Genomic DNA, 15,635 nt, shown 5'->3' with positions numbered 1-15,635 from the left:
ATAATTACTCTCCTCCGTCCATGTGGGCCAATTCAAATACTCGATTCCATTGTCTCGTTAAATAAGGTGACACGGCGCCAATGTTAGAAGTTTCGACTAACAAAGAAAAGGTATGTCCTCCCCAAGGGCCCTGTGGATCAAAGATTTGTCTACCGATTCGCACGCCTTCTGCTGTTAATGATGTACTCAAGCGTTTCATACCTTCGTTTAAAACTTCAAGAGGCAGCGGTTTATTTCTACGCTCGGACCATTCTGCCAAGAAGAACATACCCCGTAAAATATCATATTCAAAAAACCTCGGAAAGCAAGGCTTCAGCCACTCCACATCGATAATGTCCCCTTTTTGCTTAGAACACACAAGACGATGCTCGATTAAATACCGTGCACCTTCGTCTAAGAAAACAGCCTCCTGCACCGTAAATTCGCGGTTGGTATGTAATAATATAGCTTCCAGGGGAGGTAACGTAGAGACGATAGAACTTTTCCTAGAATGCGTATAAGCTTCAGGATCACAGTTCAGTCCGCCATCAGGTAATTGATGTTTTAACAGCCATTCCCGGATCCAAGGCAGTTCCTTGTCCAAATCACAGCCATAAGCGGTCAGAATCATATAAAAAACAGCGAGTTCACAGTGACAGCAATCCATCTTCAGCTTATCCCTTTCACTTGATGGACCGTCGTCCTCAGATATAATAAAAGTTGGCCAGACCTGAGTTTTGAGGAGATATTTAGCTCTTTCAATAGAGGATTGTGGGATTCTCCTCACCTCTCCCATTTCATAGAGAGCAGCCATATGCCACCAAGCCCCATCCCATTTTCGACGAGTGCATTCACCGTGATCCATCGTAAAATGGGGGGCATATTCAAGAAACTGTATAGATTTTTCGATTTCCAAACGCAGAGTTTGAGTCGTCTCCATTTGTTATCTCCTCTGTTATGTCTAAAACTGATTTGATTACTGTCATATTTTCCTAATTATATCACCAGATAGCTGTTACCTTCTAAACTAATCTACCCTAAATGAAAAAAAAGAGCAGCTGCCAACTGGCAACAGCTCCATACAATCTCAATCTTACGTATTACTAATGAAATATTTGATAATTTTAGGTCTGCTTCTTATTCCAACTTTTATTCATCTTGAATACTTGTACCAATTTATTTGCGATGGTTATAACGATTAAGATGGTAACGAGGATTAAGGTAATGGTTGCTCCCGGTGGAGTACCATACTCATAAGAAGTTACTAATCCGCTTAACATACCCGTTAATGTAATAGGAATCCCTATCAATATTGTGCTTGAAAAGCTTCTGCTCAATCGCATAGATATCGCTGCAGGTAATATTAAAATCGCAGATACTAAGAGTGCGCCTACGATTGGCATGATGATAGCAATGGTTATTCCCGTTAAAGCATTGAATAGGATAGACATCGTCTTTATGGGTAAGCCAGCAGTAAAAGCCGTTTCTTCATCAAAAACCATTACGTACATCGCCTTCCGAAACACTAGGTATAAGCACAAAATTATACCCGCCAATATATAAAGTATCCACACCTGCTCCATACTAATGGTTACGATTGATCCAAATAAAAATTTTTCGATATTTAGTGTGGAACCACCCTGACTCAAACTAATTAGAAACAAGGCTAAAGCCATCCCAGCTGACATTAAAATGGCGATAGACACTTCAGAATACGTTCGATATAGCATACGCATGTACTCCAGTAAAACAGCAATAACTACGACCATCAAGATATTGGTCCAGGTTGGGTTAACGCTGACTAATAGTCCTAATGCGACTCCAGCTAATGAAACGTGGGATAAAGTATCTGCCATAAGGGATTGCCTGCGTAATATGAGAAACAATCCTAGCATGGGTGCAATTAATGAGATGACAAGGGAGGCCTGGAAAGCTCTTTGCATGAATCCATAGAGAAACATCTCCAAGGTAAGCCCACCTTTCGTATAAGTTCAATATGTTTGTTACAGTATTTTCGAAGCTCATCATGATCGTGTGTGACCATCAAAATTCCCTTGCCATGTGCCTCACTGTAATGCTTTAACAATTTGTAAAATTCCTCGCGTGATTTTGTATCCATTCCTGTGGTAGGTTCATCCAATACAAACAGATCAGGGTCTGTAGCAAAAACACGTGCGATAGAGATCCTCTGTTTTTGTCCTCCGGACAGTTCTCCAATCTTTTTATAGCGCATATCCCACATTCCAACGGATTCAAGGGCACGCTTGACCTGTTCTTTGTCCTCTTTATTTAATTTCTTAAACCATTTGCCTCTCTGATAACGACCAGACTGAACTAATTCCAATACTGTACTGGGAAAACCGACATTAAACGAAGCAACTTGTTGAGGGACATATCCAACCACTAGCTTCTCTCCGAGACGATTATTGGGGGATAAGCTAACTTTACCGGTTGTAGGCTTAAGTAAACCTAATATATTCCGAATTAAAGTGGTTTTCGCCGCTCCATTCTCCCCTGTCAGCATGATAAAGTCCCCTGGATTTAATTCAAAGGATATATTCGTAAGAACAGGCTCCTGTTCATAATGAAATGCCAGTTCATCGACTTTAATATAGTACATGAGATTATATACCTCTCTATTTACTCTGTTCCTCTTAATTACTTATTTAATGCTGGCTTGCAACGCTTTGAGGTTGTGACGCATCGCTTCCAAGTACCCTAAATCATTCTCTATTAATTCCTCTGAAAGCACCTCTAAATCATATAAGACAGCTGTCTCTGTCCCTGTTTCTGCAGCAACCGTTTGAGCGATAGAGGAGCTGGCCCCTTGTTGATAATAAATAACGGGAACATTGTATTCTTGAACTAAATCAGCAATTTCTGCAATTCGAGAAGGGCTTGGTTCTACTTCAGTAGATAGTCCACCAATCGCAATTTGTTCTAAATCATAACGATCTGCAAGGTAGCCGAAAGCTTGATGCTGTACGACAAAGGCTCTATGTGCTGCATCTTTTAATGTAGTCTGGTATTCTTTATCCAGCGCCTTAAGCTCTTCTATAAATGCTTCCGCATTGTCCTCATAAACTGCTTCTCCATCGGGGTCTGCCTCGATTAAGGCATTGCGAATAGCCAGGACCTGATCTTGTGCCAATACCGGATCAAGCCAGATATGAGGGTCTTGATTCTCATGATCATCAATGATTACAGAGATTATTTGTGATTCTGCATGAACATTCTTGTCATGATCATACAGTACAGCCTTCGCTTCGAAGCTTTCTCCTGTTGTTTTATATTCAAAACGCTCCGTCTCTTGATCAGGTACTGCTTCCCATTCATGATCTGCGTTTTCTCTTATGAACCAATTCCAGCTTTTAAATTCTGTCTCTTCATTCATTTCGGCAGCAAGTGTAACCACATCGCCTGTGTGATAATGATCTGCTAAGCCCACAATCGATATTTCTTCTCGTGCTTGTGCACCGCTGTGTTCTTCATGTTCATGTCCTGCGTGGTCTTCATCTTCGTGAGCATGGGAATCATGATTATCAATCACAAGCTCTACCGGCTCGGATTCCGCATAAACATTATGATTATGATCATATATAACGGCTCTAACTTCAAAGCTATCTTCCGGGGCTTCTATGGTGAATGCTGCTGTCCCTTGTCCAGAGACAACTGCCCATTCTTCATCTGCACTTGCTCGTTGATACCAATGCCAGTGATCATAATCGACATCGCCTGTTAATTTCGCCGTTAGCTTAATCTCACCACCCGTATGATAGTGATCGGCCACACCTTCAACTTGAACACTTACTGTGTCCGATTTCTCAGGTCCATCGGCTGCTCGTACAATGATAAGGTTGTCATTTTCTACGGTATTCAATAAACTCTTTGTCCAATACTCCATCTCATCGCTACTATAGACAAATACATCCGCTTCGTTTACAGCCGCGACATCTTGTGCACTAGGTTCAAATTGATGGGCATCCTGTCCTTCAGAGACCATAAGCTGGACATCCGCCCGATCTCCAGCAATATATTTAGTGAATTCATACATAGGTAAAAAAGAAGCTATCACAGAAATCTTGGATCCATCGTTGTTAGTCGTATTTTCTGTGTTTTGTGACTCACATCCAAAAAGAACTAAGGTTACAGTTAAAAAAACGAAAAGGGTTTGAAGCATTTTTCGATTCATGTATTATAAATCTCCTTTGCTAGATATAGTTAAAACAAGTAAAACGAAAGCAGGAAGAAGAGAAGCGGTATGCTTCTCTTCTCCTCTGTGGATTTAATGCGCTAATTGGTCACGAACGATATCCTCTGCATCTAAATCAGAAGGGTAATAAGTTGGCCAATTGGTAACCTCTTCTAATAAAGCTTCACGATCATCTCCCCAATATAAATGGTAGTGATGTGAGTCCGTTGGGAATATGAGGTGATCACTGAATTGAATATATTGCGGCATATCTGCATTTTCATCTACGAGCTTATAAATAAATCGCACGCCTCGATTACCTGCTTCGTAAGTAAGAATCTCGTAACCATCGTATTCGTAGTCACCTGAAGATTCTTTTCCATCACGGAAGAACGTTACATTGCCATTCTCAATAATGATGCGTTCTACATCTGTTTCATACCCAGTTGTGTAGTATTCTTTATATTCTTCAGCAGTCATATCGCCCTCTTCTGCTTTGTGTTCAAACACTTCGTCTAAATCACCAGCTAAAAGGTAGGGGTATACAGACTGCCAATCACCTTCCCAGTCCGATAATTCACGATCTTTGACTTGTTCATCTTCAAAGATTCCTGCATTAATGTTTTTGCTCTCTTCATCATGACCATGGTGGTCGTCGATAACGATGGTAACCGGCTCGGACTCTGAGTACACTTCATGATTACCATCGTACAGTGTAGCTTTAATTTCTAAACCATCCGTCGTTGCCTCCCCTGTAAAGGTGTCCCCCTCTTGACCAGAAGCCGCTTCCCATTCCGTTTGATCGCTTTCTTTTATGTACCAATGCCAGTGATCATAATCGACATTCTCACTGAGTACAGCAGATAATTCGATGGTATCTCCGGTATGATAATGGTCACCTAAGCCTTCTATTGTAATTGTTCCTGACTCTTGTACATCGGTCTCTTGTACATCAGTTTCTTGTACTCCTGTCTCTTCTGTTTCTGCTGCGTTATGATTAGCAGTTTCCCCTTCTTTTGCATCTTGGCAAGCGGCTAACATTACGCTTAATGCCAATAAACTAATAAGTAAAGATAATTTCTTCAAGTGTGTCTTCCCCTCTCGTCGCGCTTAATCGTAATCGTAATTATTACGTTTTAAAGGTTACACGGCTCTATACTAATTGTCAAGCTTAAATAATTGTTTTTATTTAATATTTCTAAATTGAACAGCGGTGGGGAGTCCTGCATTGGGAGGAGCTGTAATAGGGAATTCACTTAGGCTAAAAGAAAAGGAGCAGCTGGCCAAAAGGCAAACTACTCCTTGCTATTTTGAATTAATTTAAGTCGTTTCTCTCAAGTATATACACTCAGGATATTCTCCTGACTGCAAACCATAGCTCTACAAAATTAAGACCATCATCCTTACTTCCTGTAATCTCAAATTCCATCCCGTCGATCTGTTCATATCCGGCCGTAGGCAGCCACTCAGAAAAGAACCGCCTATATAGCGTTTCAATCGTTTCATTAAATTTATCCCATGTAAAAGGATCGGATGAGAAGATCGCCCACATGTGTGCGGGTATCGTTATACTTGTGTACCCATCGGTTTTACTGGCTTCATCCTTAAATGCGCACAGCATGTAGGGGAAGGTATCCTCTTCCGTTTTTTTATAGCTACAAACAGCATGTACTTTATGATAGTCCTGATTGATAGAGGCAGGCAGGTCACCCGCATTCGCAGCAAGCCTTTCTACCTCGCCATTAGCATGGCTTTGTTTCCATAAGTCTGCTGGCGTATCCACTCCGTTTAATCGAAACACTTTTTCAATTCCGAATACTTGAAAGGATTCTTTTGTCTCCATACGGTAATTCATAGCCTCTTCCCCTTTGATTGAAATAAGGAAGGAGATCCGTGGATAGGCTTTGAGGGCAGTCCCTTCTTCCCGGGCCATTGCTGGATTTACGCCATGTAATAATTGAAAAGCCCTTGCGAATGAAACTGGAGATTCATAACCATACTTTATGGCGATATCAACAACTCTCATGTCACTATTCTGCAATTCAATAGCAGCGAGAGTAAGCCGTCTTCTCCTGATATATTCTGCCAAAGGCACATTTGTAATGAATGAAAACATTCTCTGGAACTGATGTGATGAACAACAAGCGCATTGAGCTACTTCCTTTAAGTCAATCTCGCCGGTTAGATTCAATTCGATATGATCTAATGCCCGGTTCATTCTCATAAGCCAATCCATCTGATCCCTCCCTCTTATCCAAAGTATAGTTATGCCATGGCTTCGTATCGCAACTATTTGTGCTCAATTAAGTTTCATATCCGGGGGGAGTGGGTGCTTTTCTTCATTCAGATAATATGAGGTCAAGCCAGGACTTAGCCTCATGGTACAGAACAGGATTGTTGTCCGGCGTGTAGTATGCAAGAGCTGATACCGCTTGGGATACGACCCATCCCTTTGCTCTTGCCCACGTAGCATCATCTGTCGGGAGATGTTCGCGGAATGCATCACGGGCTGCTGCGGAATGCAGCTTCCATGCAACCATGATGTCGCACGCTGGATCTCCAATACCCATTGTATCCCAATCGATCACACCCGTAATGCGTCCGTTTCGCACAAGCCAGTTACGCACATCGAGGTCGCCGTGATGCCAAACGGGTGGGCCGTTCCAGGGAGGCGCAGCAAGCGCAGATTCCCACACTGCGGACACGGCAGGATCGCCATCGAACCGTGCCAGCCAGTATTGAAACTCTTCATTCCGCTGAGCCAGAGGAATACCGCGTCCTGACGGTCCCCCCGATGGATTGATTTGTTGCAGTGCTCCAACGAAATCTGCAAGATCACGTGCTGCCTGAATTACGTCCATCTCTTCTATTGGCACCGTCTTCCCCTCAACCCATGTATGTATTTCCCAAAACCACGGATATTCGTTATTCGGTTGCCCTTGTGCAATAGGAAGAGGCGTCTCCAGCGGAAGTAAGGGTGCGAGCTTGGGCAGCCAGATCCATTCACGACTTTCTGGTATCGCAGGTCCCTCGCGCCGTGCAAGACGAACAGAATATTCGTCGCCGAGCCGAAAGATGGCGTTCACTGTGCCCGCCGGCTCGATCCGCTCCAGGGTTAGCTCTGCCCACTGGGGGAACTGCTCCAGAATGAGACGGCGTACAAGCGCTTCGTCAATTTCCATTTCGTCAGCATGCATCTTTCCTGCTCCCATGTTAACACCTCTTCGTTAGATTTATTAAGTCAGCACAATATGACTCTTCTTATCTAACAGCGTATCAATATAATAAGGAGCTGTGCTGGTAATATTCAATTATAGGTGAAAACACGCCTCCCCATCTACTTATAGCATCAAGTTAATCGGTGTGGGCGACGGCTCGGATCTCAATTAGTTGATGTGGAAACGCTAGACTCGATACACCGACGGAAGTAACAGCCGGTCTATGGTCTCCTATGTACGCTTTGTACAATTGGACGCACTGCTCAAAATGCTCTTCCGGTTGGGTCATATAAATTTCTAACTCAGCAAGATTAGACCTTGTGACACCAAACCCTGTAAGCACACGATCGAGGTTCTCGAACGTCTGCAGTGTCTGTACTTCGAAATTGTCTTCACCAACGAACTCGCCTTGCATGTTGTGGGAAAATTGCCCAGAAATATAGATTGTGCCATTCACACTATATCCTTGGGTAACACCAAAGGCTTCTTCCCAAGCAACACCATGATTGTAAGTTTTAATATTCTTCATTTTATTCTCTCCTTCAATTCAAAGTAAGGTTAGTATAAAATGAGCAATGATAAAAATGTAGTACGCACTTCTTTGATAGCTACTACCCGAAAGGATAGTGTAATGATGAGTATGGCTGAATATAAAGGCAAAGTTCGTAATATTCAAGATACCCCATTTGGTTATACGATGTCAGTGATCGGCGGCAAATGGAAGATGGTTATCATCTATCTGTTAGCAGAGAATCAACCTGTCAGGTTTAATGATCTTAAGAGACAAATAGGAGCAATTACTTATAAAATATTGAGTTCACAGCTCAAAGAATTGGAAGCAGATGGTCTTGTCGTGCGGAAGGAATATCCACAAGTCCCTCCTAAGGTAGAGTACAGTCTCACAGACAAAGCGGAGACGCTCTTACCTTTATTAGAAGAATTATGTGAGTGGGGAGTAAAAAATCGAGGCGTGTAAACTGGGTTTTTGGAACCGTTGGCAACTATAGTAAAGCAGCTGTATCACATTGACGCAGCTGCTAATTGTGCATAATGGAGTTTCGTATTCACTTATGAATAGCCTAAAGCAGTCTTTAAAGAGCTTACCATTATATTATAGAGCACCTGGGTTTCGTCATCAATTCATCCTTTATCAATACATTTCAATACTAGATCCCCGAATTTTCGAATGTCTTGGATATAATCATATCCTGGGGGATTGGGTCCGAGCTGATTTAACATTCTGACGACCACGACGTGATACTCAGGAATAACTAGAACCGCATTTCCAAAGAAACCGAATAATTGATAAGAGCCCCGAGGAAGGTCATACCCTAGCTCAGATACAGGCCGGTTCATATCTTTTACCCACCAAAAGAACCCATTTCGAGGTAAAGCTTCATCGAGCTGACTTGGAGTCACGATGGAAACGGCTTGTTCGAAGACTAAACGAGGCAGTATTTGTTCCCCCTTATACTTTCCCTTATTCAGAAACAAGTTTCCCCATTTAGCTATATCTCGTGTATTTACAAATAGATTCGCCTCACTGCCGTCATTGCTTGAGTATTCTTCATTAACCCATACCAATTTGTCATTTTTCTTATGTTTCCAGTCTGTGTTCATGAATCCATAAGAGGCAAACACTCGATCCCTTAACACTTGTGCAAGAGATTGGTTAAATACATTCTGTACCATCCTAATAAGCAAATTAACCCCCGCATTATTGTATTTCCAGTCTGTCCCTGGTGGGAATAGCCTTTCGTTTGGTCCTTGCAGGCCATGAGTATGTGTCAGGATATGCCGTATGGTTGTATTGTGTATAACCTTCACGTTTGTATCTTCTAAATAGTCTACGATGTAATCGTCAATACTTCTTATTTTCCCTTCATAGAGCGCAAGGCTGATTGCCAGACCAAGATAGGTTTTGCGAATGGATGCTACATTGAACTGTGAATCTTCATCTATTGATCGACTGTTAGGGGACTTATCATGGTAGCCAGAATAACATTCATTTACGATCCGATTATTTTGCATGACCAGGACTGATGATCCGGATGCAGAAATTTGATTCCTGATCTCCTCCACATGATCATTAAGCTCATCAAAAGTGTGAATTGATTGATTAAGATTCATGGTACCCTCCGTTAATGGAACTTCTAAATCAAATATTCGACAGTTCACTACATTAACCTGCCCGTTCATTAGGTTGATAACTGTTCGTTCTCTCCATTGTTTCAAGCAGGCATCTGAACTTTATATTGATTATTTTTCCAATAAAGGATATTTTATATTTAGCTTAGTGATAAGCAAGTTCCTGACACGAAGGGAGATGTTTTTAATGGCTGCGACTTATATGGTGGTTCTGTCTTAGAAACTGAATAGCAGGCATGCACAATTAGAAGCGGGAAAACGCCCGTATTATTTGGTATGCCATCCAAAGTAACCTTTCGTGAATATTGCTGTTTGCAGATACGATGAAGGTCGTATCTTTTTTGCGTCTAACAAACAATATTAAAGGAGCTAAAAATGAATATTAAAATTGATGCACTGATCCATGCCTTAAGCCAGCAGTTCAAGACCCATATTATCTCCACTGACTTTCAAACCATATCGTTACAAGGCGGCACAGTAGGAAATGTATACCTCGTTACTGGGAACGCCGAAACCATGGATGGCTACAAATTGCCATACCATATTGTGCTCGAAAACCAGAAGAAATGGGACCGATACGGCGATCCGGGTTCTTGGCGTCGGGAATATGATCTCTATGCATCTGATCTGGGAGCGACGTTCTCGGATGCCTTACGCTGGCCGACATGTTATTACGCGGAGATGAATGCCGAAGAAGATGAATTCCAGTTATGGCTGGAATATATCGATGGCGTATCTGGTTTAGACTTGACTGGTGATATGTATGAGCACGCCGCGCTGGAGTTAGGCCGCTATCAAGGCAAGCTGTACGCAGAGCAGCCCGCCGTACTGCAGAGTCTGACCAACCTGAGCCCTGCGGATCTCATGAAGAATACGTATCTCCACTACCGGTCATGGCCGGTCGTGTATGACTATATACGCTCGGAGGACTGTGCTTTCCCGCAGCATGCGCGGCAAATGCTTATCGATATCGATGAGCACTCAGATGAGATATTTGCCCGCATCGAGAAATTGCCCCTCGTGCTGTGCCACCGGGACTTCTGGGTCACCAACCTGATCTATTCCGAGGATAAAATCGCGCTCATCGACTGGGATACATCCGGATGGGGCTACCTGGGCGAGGATCTCGCAAGCCTGATTGCGGATGAAGCGGATATTCATCACATGATCGAATATTACCAGCGATGTGTCCCTGCGTATTACAAAGGATTTTCGGAATATGCGAATGTACCCCCTATCGCCGAGCATTGTGTACACGAGATGATCCTTCTCGCATTCGGGTACAGGCTCGTGGAGTGGTATCTCCACACTGAGGATGATGAAGAGAAGACCATGCATGTCGATACACTCCAAAAAATCTATGAAATGAAGAGCATTCCTGTATAGGATTAACTCTTAAAAAAAGAGCTCCGAAAACCCTTGATTGCAGTGGGTTTTCGGAGCTTTTACTTTTTAGATACTAAATTAAGGATTATCAATCTGGGAATTTCTACTTAAGAGATTTCAGGGTATACGGTCAAATTTGATCCTTACGACTTACTTCCACCATTCATCCTGCGGAGTAACCGGAAGCTCTCTTTTATGCTGTGAAGCCTTGTAACGCGCTTCGATCTTCGCCGCAGATGTCGAATCAACCTCATGTCCAGTAAGATAGCTGTCCAGTGTCTCATATGTGATTCCTAGCTCGGTCTCGTCTGCTTGCTGAGGCTTATTGTCCAATAGATCCGCTGTCGGAGTCTTCAAATACAGACGTTCCGAGGCACCAAGCTCCTTCAGCAGCTCCCGGCCCTGGCTCTTCGATAGTCCAGAGAGAGGAATGAGGTCTGCACCGCCGTCTCCAAACTTGGTGAAAAATCCCGTAATCGCTTCTGCAGCGTGATCTGTACCGATGACGAGGGCTCCGCGTTCGCCTGCAACCGCATATTGCACGATCATACGCATTCTGGCTTTGACGTTCCCTTTGTGATAATCCGCCAATGCTTGCCCTGCGGCTGAATTATACTCACTTGTGAAGGCATTTACCGAGTCTTCGATATTAAATACGACCGTTTCGTCTGGTTGAATGAACTCAAGGGCTGCCATCGCATCCGCCTCATCAAGCTGAGTTCCGTAAGGCAGGCGAATCGCAGTAAAGCGTGCTTCATATCCTTCCTCGCGCAGCGATTCAACAGCCAGCTGAGCCAGTCTCCCGGCTAATGTGGAATCCTGTCCGCCGCTGATGCCGAGCACGTATCCTTTGGCTCCTGTCTTTTTACAATAATCCTTCAGGAAATTCACTCTTGCGCTGATCTCCTCACTTGCGACAATACTAGGCTTTACATTCAGTTCTTCTATGATTTGTTTTTGAGTATTCATTTGTTGGTTCCTCCCTATTTTTGATGTAAAAATCATTTATATAATTGATGTTTTTTAATATAGTCATAGCATGGATCAGGGACTAAATAGCGGGGTTCGCCGCCCATCTTCAACTCATCTCTGATATAGCTTGAGCTGATCTCCATGGCCAGACCCTTATCAATCAAGTGAAACGTGTATCCATCATCCGAGTTCCTGAGAATCGGCGATTTGCTGATTGCAGACAACATATTAATTCCGTCCCGTGCCATAACGATAAATTTGTTCTCGCGAATAAGCTCCTCTGCCCGGCTCCATTTGCCCTCTCCGATATCTATAAGCAGATCGGCACCCATAATAAAGTAAATTTCATCATCCGGGAACTTCTCTCTGTAATGTCTAAGGGTGAGGTAGGTCGCGATTTCCCAGCCAAGCTGCTGCATTTCGTAAGGGTCTGCTTCAAACTTGGGATTGTTCTGAATCGCCATGTTAATCATGTTCATTCGATGCTCGTCGCTGACATTCATCGTTTTGTCCTGACGCTTGCTTGAGCAAGGCAGGAAAATCACTTTATCCAGCTTGGCACGGTGAGCCACTGTACTGGCCGTCCATAAATGTACGTTCGTAATAGGATCGAAGGACGATCCGTAGATACCTATTTTCGCCACCGACGCTCCCTCCTTACTCTTTCATGGCTGCGGCCACTCTCTGCCTCACTTCATCAATCCGCTTCATCTTATTGTCCCAGCACGCTTTACTCAGATTAACCGGGTATTCTGCCGGATTCAGTGCCCGCTTATATTCATCCCACAATAGAGCAAGATTACGGGTAAGCAAGTCTCGGCTGTCTTGGAGTGTCGGAAGCTTATACACCAGTTCTCCGTCTGCAAAAATCGTATGATAAAGCGCTCTGGCTTCAAACTCAGTAACGAATTTACCTATATAAGTATGCACAGGATGGAACATATGGAGACGTTCCTCCTTGGACGGCTCCTCATGATCAAGTGCAATATAATCGCCTTCCGACTTGCCATTCGTTTTATTGATAATGCGGTACACCTTTTTCCGGCCAGGGGTCGATATTTTTTCCGGATTAGAACTGATCTTGATCGTATCAGCCATCTGTCCATTCTCATCCTCAATCGCAATCAGCTTATATACCGCGCCAAGCGCAGGCTGATCGTAGGCCGTGATAAGCTTGGTTCCTACACCCCAGACATCAATCCGTGCACCTTGCGACTTCAGATTCATGATCGTTTGTTCATCCAGATCGTTGGATGCGTAAATCTGAGCTTCGGTATATCCCGCTTCATCCAGCATCCTGCGAGCTTCCTTGGACAGATAAGCCAGGTCCCCGCTGTCTAAACGAATTCCCTTGAAGTTAATTCGGTCACCCAGTTCCTTCGCAACCTGAATCGCCGTAGGCACACCTGACCTCAGTGTGTCATAAGTATCAACCAAAAATACACAGTCCTGATGAGTCTCTCCATATTTTCGGAAGGCGATATATTCATCTCGATACGCTTGAACCATGGAATGGGCATGTGTTCCTGCGACAGGTATGCCGAACAGCTTCCCTGCTCTCACATTGGAGGTGGCATCGAATCCTGCAAGATAAGCGGCCCGGGTTCCCCATATGGCTGCATCCATCTCCTGTGCTCTTCGTGTCCCGAATTCAACACATGAATCGGTGCCAGCGGTCTGCTTGATGCGAGATGCCTTCGTTGCAATCAGGGTTTGGAAGTTAACAATGTTCAGAATCGCCGTCTCCACGAGCTGTGCTTCTGCCAGTGGTGCCTCAATGCGCATTAACGGTTCATTAGCAAATACAAGCTCCCCTTCCTGCATCGAATATACCGTACCCGTGAATCTCAGCCCTTGCAAATATTGAAGATATGCCTCTTCGTACCCTTCTTCACGCAGATACGCAAGATCACTCTCTGTAAAGGAAAAACCCTTCAAATAACGTATTACCCGTTCTAAGCCGGCAAAAACAGCATATCCGTTCTGAAAAGGCAGCTTGCGGAAATATACTTCAAAGACGGCTTTGCGCTCATGCATGTTATCCCGCCAATAAGCCTCTGCCATATTAATCTGATATTTATCCGTATGCAGTGCCATACTGTCATCCTGATGCTGTAACTGTGTAAGCTCGATTTTGTTCATCGTATAATTCCTCCATTTCTATAGATCACTGCGCCGAGAGTTCCTGCAAAATGTCCGATGGCCCAGCGATGTCCCTCTGTGTTGAAGCTGGCGACTGCATCCTCATGAACAACGATTTGATAACCTTTATTGTAAGCATCTACTGCGGTATGCAGAACGCATATATCGGTACAGACGCCTACAAGGTGCAGCTCCTCTACTCTGCGTTCCCGGAGTCTCAGTTCCAGATCTGTTCCTTGAAATGCACTATATCTTGTCTTGTCGATCCAAAATACATTCTCGCTCTTCTTATTATGCTGATAGATGTTCTCCAGTTCACCATAGAGCATACGACCACTTGTGCCCTTGACGTTGTGTGGTGGATAGAGCTTTGTTTCAGGATGATAAGGGTCACTTGCTTGATGCACATCTACTGTAAAAAAGACAAGCTCTCCTTGCTGAATGAACTCTTCGGTTAGCTCTGCAATTCTGCGTTCAATTCGCTGTCCGGGTTCACCACAGGTCAGTGCACCATCACTAGCTACAAAATCTTGCGTATAGTCAATATGAATTAACGCTTTCTTATTGTTCATCATTAACCAATAACAGCTCCTTTAATTTAATCTAACTATTACATAATTGTTAATTAATAAGACACAAGAGAATGATGCTTGTGTGGATTCATTTCATATTTTGTTATCTCGAATTTATTCTGACAGCACTTCATCATCTTTATTGCAAAGTGCTGTCAGACAAAGGATTACAGCTTCGCATGATAGATCGACTTATTCAAGGACACATCAACAAATCGGTATAGCTGCGTCGGCCTTTTTGACGTTCTCGTCGTCTTCTGCCCCGTTACTTCCTGAATAAAAGGCAGTGTTTTGATCTTTCTTGCAAAGGCAGCCTCTAACGTTATCGCTGAATCATCTGTAACAGTAAGCAGAACGGCCTGGAGCTCAGAGTACGTGAATTCTGCCGGTAAGAATTGTTTGGCAATGGTTGTTTCGAGCAGCTTCTGCTTAATGACCTGGATAGCGTCCTTGATAATGACTGCATGGTCAAACGCCAGATCAAGCTCAAGCACCTCGCTGACCGAGAACAGCTGCACATCCGCTGCATCGTCGTTGGCTTCTCTTGCGGATAGCTCATGCTCTGGAACAATCGCAAAATGGGCATTCGTGATAATCCAGCCTCTCGGATCACGCCCCGGCTTATCATATACTCCAAAGTGCTCCAAATGAATATTCTGTACCCCTGTTTCCTCGTGAAGCTCGCGCTCCGCGCTCTGGAATGCTGTTTCCTTCGGATCTACAAACCCGCCAGGAAGCGCCCATTTACCCGCCTCGATATTTGGCTTACCTTCACTATTTACCATGCTTCTCTGGATCAGCATAATTCTCAAATCCATCACGGGAGGCCTGAATTCTTCATTTCGAACGGGAACAATCGTGAACACAGCAATGTCTGAGGTATAACCATCCGGTGTTCTATACTTTTTGATATCGTAGTGTTCCATTGCTTCTGTGTTAGACATTGCCATGATCTCCTCAAGTAACTTATTAACAATTATCAATTTGTTAATTGTATTATATGCAAGACAGCATTCTTTGTCAACC

The 15,635-nt window shown here is 43.7% G+C and carries 16 protein-coding genes; 2 read left to right on the top strand and 14 right to left on the bottom strand.

Features of this window, described 5'->3' with window-relative positions; all coding sequences use genetic code 11:
* Positions 1 to 4: 4 nt before the first annotated feature.
* From BLW49_RS21080 to BLW49_RS21045, 8 genes are all read right to left on the bottom strand, one after another.
* Entirely contained in the window at positions 5 to 919 is a 915-nt protein-coding gene (locus tag BLW49_RS21080; RefSeq protein ID WP_076312253.1) for a prenyltransferase/squalene oxidase repeat-containing protein, read from the bottom strand.
* A gap of 184 nt (positions 920 to 1,103) precedes the next feature.
* A complete protein-coding gene (locus tag BLW49_RS21075) occupies positions 1,104 to 1,946 on the bottom strand; it encodes a metal ABC transporter permease (RefSeq protein ID WP_218145899.1) in 843 nt (280 codons plus the stop codon).
* Complete coding sequence (locus tag BLW49_RS21070) at positions 1,883 to 2,599, bottom strand: metal ABC transporter ATP-binding protein (protein ID WP_076312254.1); 717 nt, start codon at positions 2,597 to 2,599, stop codon at positions 1,883 to 1,885. Before BLW49_RS21070 ends, BLW49_RS21075 begins: the two co-directional genes overlap by 64 nt.
* Before the next feature lie 42 nt (positions 2,600 to 2,641).
* A complete protein-coding gene (locus BLW49_RS21065) occupies positions 2,642 to 4,171 on the bottom strand; it encodes a metal ABC transporter solute-binding protein, Zn/Mn family (protein ID WP_090726706.1) in 1,530 nt (509 codons plus the stop codon).
* A 93-nt stretch (positions 4,172 to 4,264) separates the two neighbouring features.
* Positions 4,265 to 5,257, bottom strand: coding sequence for a ZinT family metal-binding protein (locus BLW49_RS21060; RefSeq protein ID WP_256209877.1), 993 nt, complete (start codon positions 5,255 to 5,257; stop codon positions 4,265 to 4,267).
* A gap of 262 nt (positions 5,258 to 5,519) precedes the next feature.
* A complete protein-coding gene (locus tag BLW49_RS21055; RefSeq protein ID WP_090726705.1) occupies positions 5,520 to 6,407 on the bottom strand; it encodes an AraC family transcriptional regulator in 888 nt (295 codons plus the stop codon).
* A gap of 103 nt (positions 6,408 to 6,510) precedes the next feature.
* Positions 6,511 to 7,383 (bottom strand): aminoglycoside phosphotransferase family protein, encoded by an 873-nt coding sequence (locus BLW49_RS21050; protein ID WP_090726703.1) that lies wholly within the window; start codon positions 7,381 to 7,383, stop codon positions 6,511 to 6,513.
* Positions 7,384 to 7,525: 142 nt separating this feature from the next.
* Positions 7,526 to 7,918: a RidA family protein gene (locus BLW49_RS21045; RefSeq protein WP_076312260.1), complete on the bottom strand. Its 393-nt coding sequence runs from the start codon at positions 7,916 to 7,918 to the stop codon at positions 7,526 to 7,528.
* 105 nt (positions 7,919 to 8,023) lie between these two features.
* On the opposite strand from BLW49_RS21045, the gene BLW49_RS21040 reads away from it, so the two are divergent.
* Entirely contained in the window at positions 8,024 to 8,365 is a 342-nt protein-coding gene (locus tag BLW49_RS21040; protein WP_047914374.1) for a winged helix-turn-helix transcriptional regulator, read from the top strand.
* A 164-nt stretch (positions 8,366 to 8,529) separates the two neighbouring features.
* Here BLW49_RS21040 and BLW49_RS21035 read toward each other — a convergent pair whose 3' ends face one another.
* Positions 8,530 to 9,519: a serine hydrolase domain-containing protein gene (locus BLW49_RS21035; RefSeq protein ID WP_090726701.1), complete on the bottom strand. Its 990-nt coding sequence runs from the start codon at positions 9,517 to 9,519 to the stop codon at positions 8,530 to 8,532.
* Between the two features lie 393 nt (positions 9,520 to 9,912).
* On the opposite strand from BLW49_RS21035, the gene BLW49_RS21030 reads away from it, so the two are divergent.
* Positions 9,913 to 10,923, top strand: a complete 1,011-nt coding sequence (locus BLW49_RS21030; protein WP_090726700.1) for an aminoglycoside phosphotransferase family protein — start codon at positions 9,913 to 9,915, stop codon at positions 10,921 to 10,923.
* 150 nt (positions 10,924 to 11,073) lie between these two features.
* Here the strand turns inward: BLW49_RS21030 and nadE are convergent, their stop codons facing one another.
* From nadE to BLW49_RS21005, 5 genes are all read right to left on the bottom strand, one after another.
* Complete coding sequence (gene nadE / locus BLW49_RS21025) at positions 11,074 to 11,892, bottom strand: ammonia-dependent NAD(+) synthetase (RefSeq protein WP_090726698.1); 819 nt, start codon at positions 11,890 to 11,892, stop codon at positions 11,074 to 11,076.
* Positions 11,893 to 11,924: 32 nt separating this feature from the next.
* Entirely contained in the window at positions 11,925 to 12,539 is a 615-nt protein-coding gene (nadD, locus tag BLW49_RS21020) for a nicotinate (nicotinamide) nucleotide adenylyltransferase (RefSeq protein ID WP_090726696.1), read from the bottom strand.
* 13 nt (positions 12,540 to 12,552) lie between these two features.
* Complete coding sequence (locus BLW49_RS21015) at positions 12,553 to 14,037, bottom strand: nicotinate phosphoribosyltransferase (protein WP_090726695.1); 1,485 nt, start codon at positions 14,035 to 14,037, stop codon at positions 12,553 to 12,555.
* Positions 14,034 to 14,612 carry a cysteine hydrolase family protein gene (locus tag BLW49_RS21010; RefSeq protein WP_371264600.1) on the bottom strand — a complete coding sequence of 193 codons (579 nt, stop codon included), beginning with the start codon at positions 14,610 to 14,612 and terminating at the stop codon, positions 14,034 to 14,036. The genes BLW49_RS21015 and BLW49_RS21010 overlap by 4 nt, the downstream gene beginning before the upstream one ends.
* A 164-nt stretch (positions 14,613 to 14,776) precedes the next feature.
* Positions 14,777 to 15,553, bottom strand: coding sequence for an NUDIX hydrolase (locus BLW49_RS21005; RefSeq protein ID WP_076312266.1), 777 nt, complete (start codon positions 15,551 to 15,553; stop codon positions 14,777 to 14,779).
* Positions 15,554 to 15,635: the final 82 nt, after the last annotated feature.

Origin of the sequence: Paenibacillus sp. PDC88 (genome assembly GCF_900106725.1) — a bacterium.
Taxonomy (GTDB): domain Bacteria; phylum Bacillota; class Bacilli; order Paenibacillales; family Paenibacillaceae; genus Paenibacillus; species Paenibacillus shunpengii.
The sequence above is the reverse complement of the archived record's forward strand: the minus strand, read 5'-3'. Positions and strand labels throughout refer to the sequence as shown.

Excerpts from the sequence above, each read along its gene's own strand:
- BLW49_RS21040 (WP_047914374.1), top strand. The coding sequence starts at position 8,024 with ATGAGTATGGCTGAATATAAAGGCAAAGTTCGTAATATTCAAGATACC.
- BLW49_RS21015 (WP_090726695.1), bottom strand. The coding sequence starts at position 14,037 with ATGAACAAAATCGAGCTTACACAGTTACAGCATCAGGATGACAGTATG.
- BLW49_RS21005 (WP_076312266.1), bottom strand. The coding sequence starts at position 15,553 with ATGTCTAACACAGAAGCAATGGAACACTACGATATCAAAAAGTATAGA.
- BLW49_RS21080 (WP_076312253.1), bottom strand. The coding sequence starts at position 919 with ATGGAGACGACTCAAACTCTGCGTTTGGAAATCGAAAAATCTATACAG.
- BLW49_RS21070 (WP_076312254.1), bottom strand. The coding sequence starts at position 2,599 with ATGTACTATATTAAAGTCGATGAACTGGCATTTCATTATGAACAGGAG.
- BLW49_RS21010 (WP_371264600.1), bottom strand. The coding sequence starts at position 14,612 with ATGATGAACAATAAGAAAGCGTTAATTCATATTGACTATACGCAAGAT.
- BLW49_RS21035 (WP_090726701.1), bottom strand. The coding sequence starts at position 9,519 with ATGAATCTTAATCAATCAATTCACACTTTTGATGAGCTTAATGATCAT.
- BLW49_RS21050 (WP_090726703.1), bottom strand. The coding sequence starts at position 7,383 with ATGGGAGCAGGAAAGATGCATGCTGACGAAATGGAAATTGACGAAGCG.
- nadE (WP_090726698.1), bottom strand. The coding sequence starts at position 11,892 with ATGAATACTCAAAAACAAATCATAGAAGAACTGAATGTAAAGCCTAGT.
- BLW49_RS21055 (WP_090726705.1), bottom strand. The coding sequence starts at position 6,407 with ATGGATTGGCTTATGAGAATGAACCGGGCATTAGATCATATCGAATTG.
- BLW49_RS21065 (WP_090726706.1), bottom strand. The coding sequence starts at position 4,171 with ATGAATCGAAAAATGCTTCAAACCCTTTTCGTTTTTTTAACTGTAACC.
- BLW49_RS21030 (WP_090726700.1), top strand. The coding sequence starts at position 9,913 with ATGAATATTAAAATTGATGCACTGATCCATGCCTTAAGCCAGCAGTTC.
- BLW49_RS21045 (WP_076312260.1), bottom strand. The coding sequence starts at position 7,918 with ATGAAGAATATTAAAACTTACAATCATGGTGTTGCTTGGGAAGAAGCC.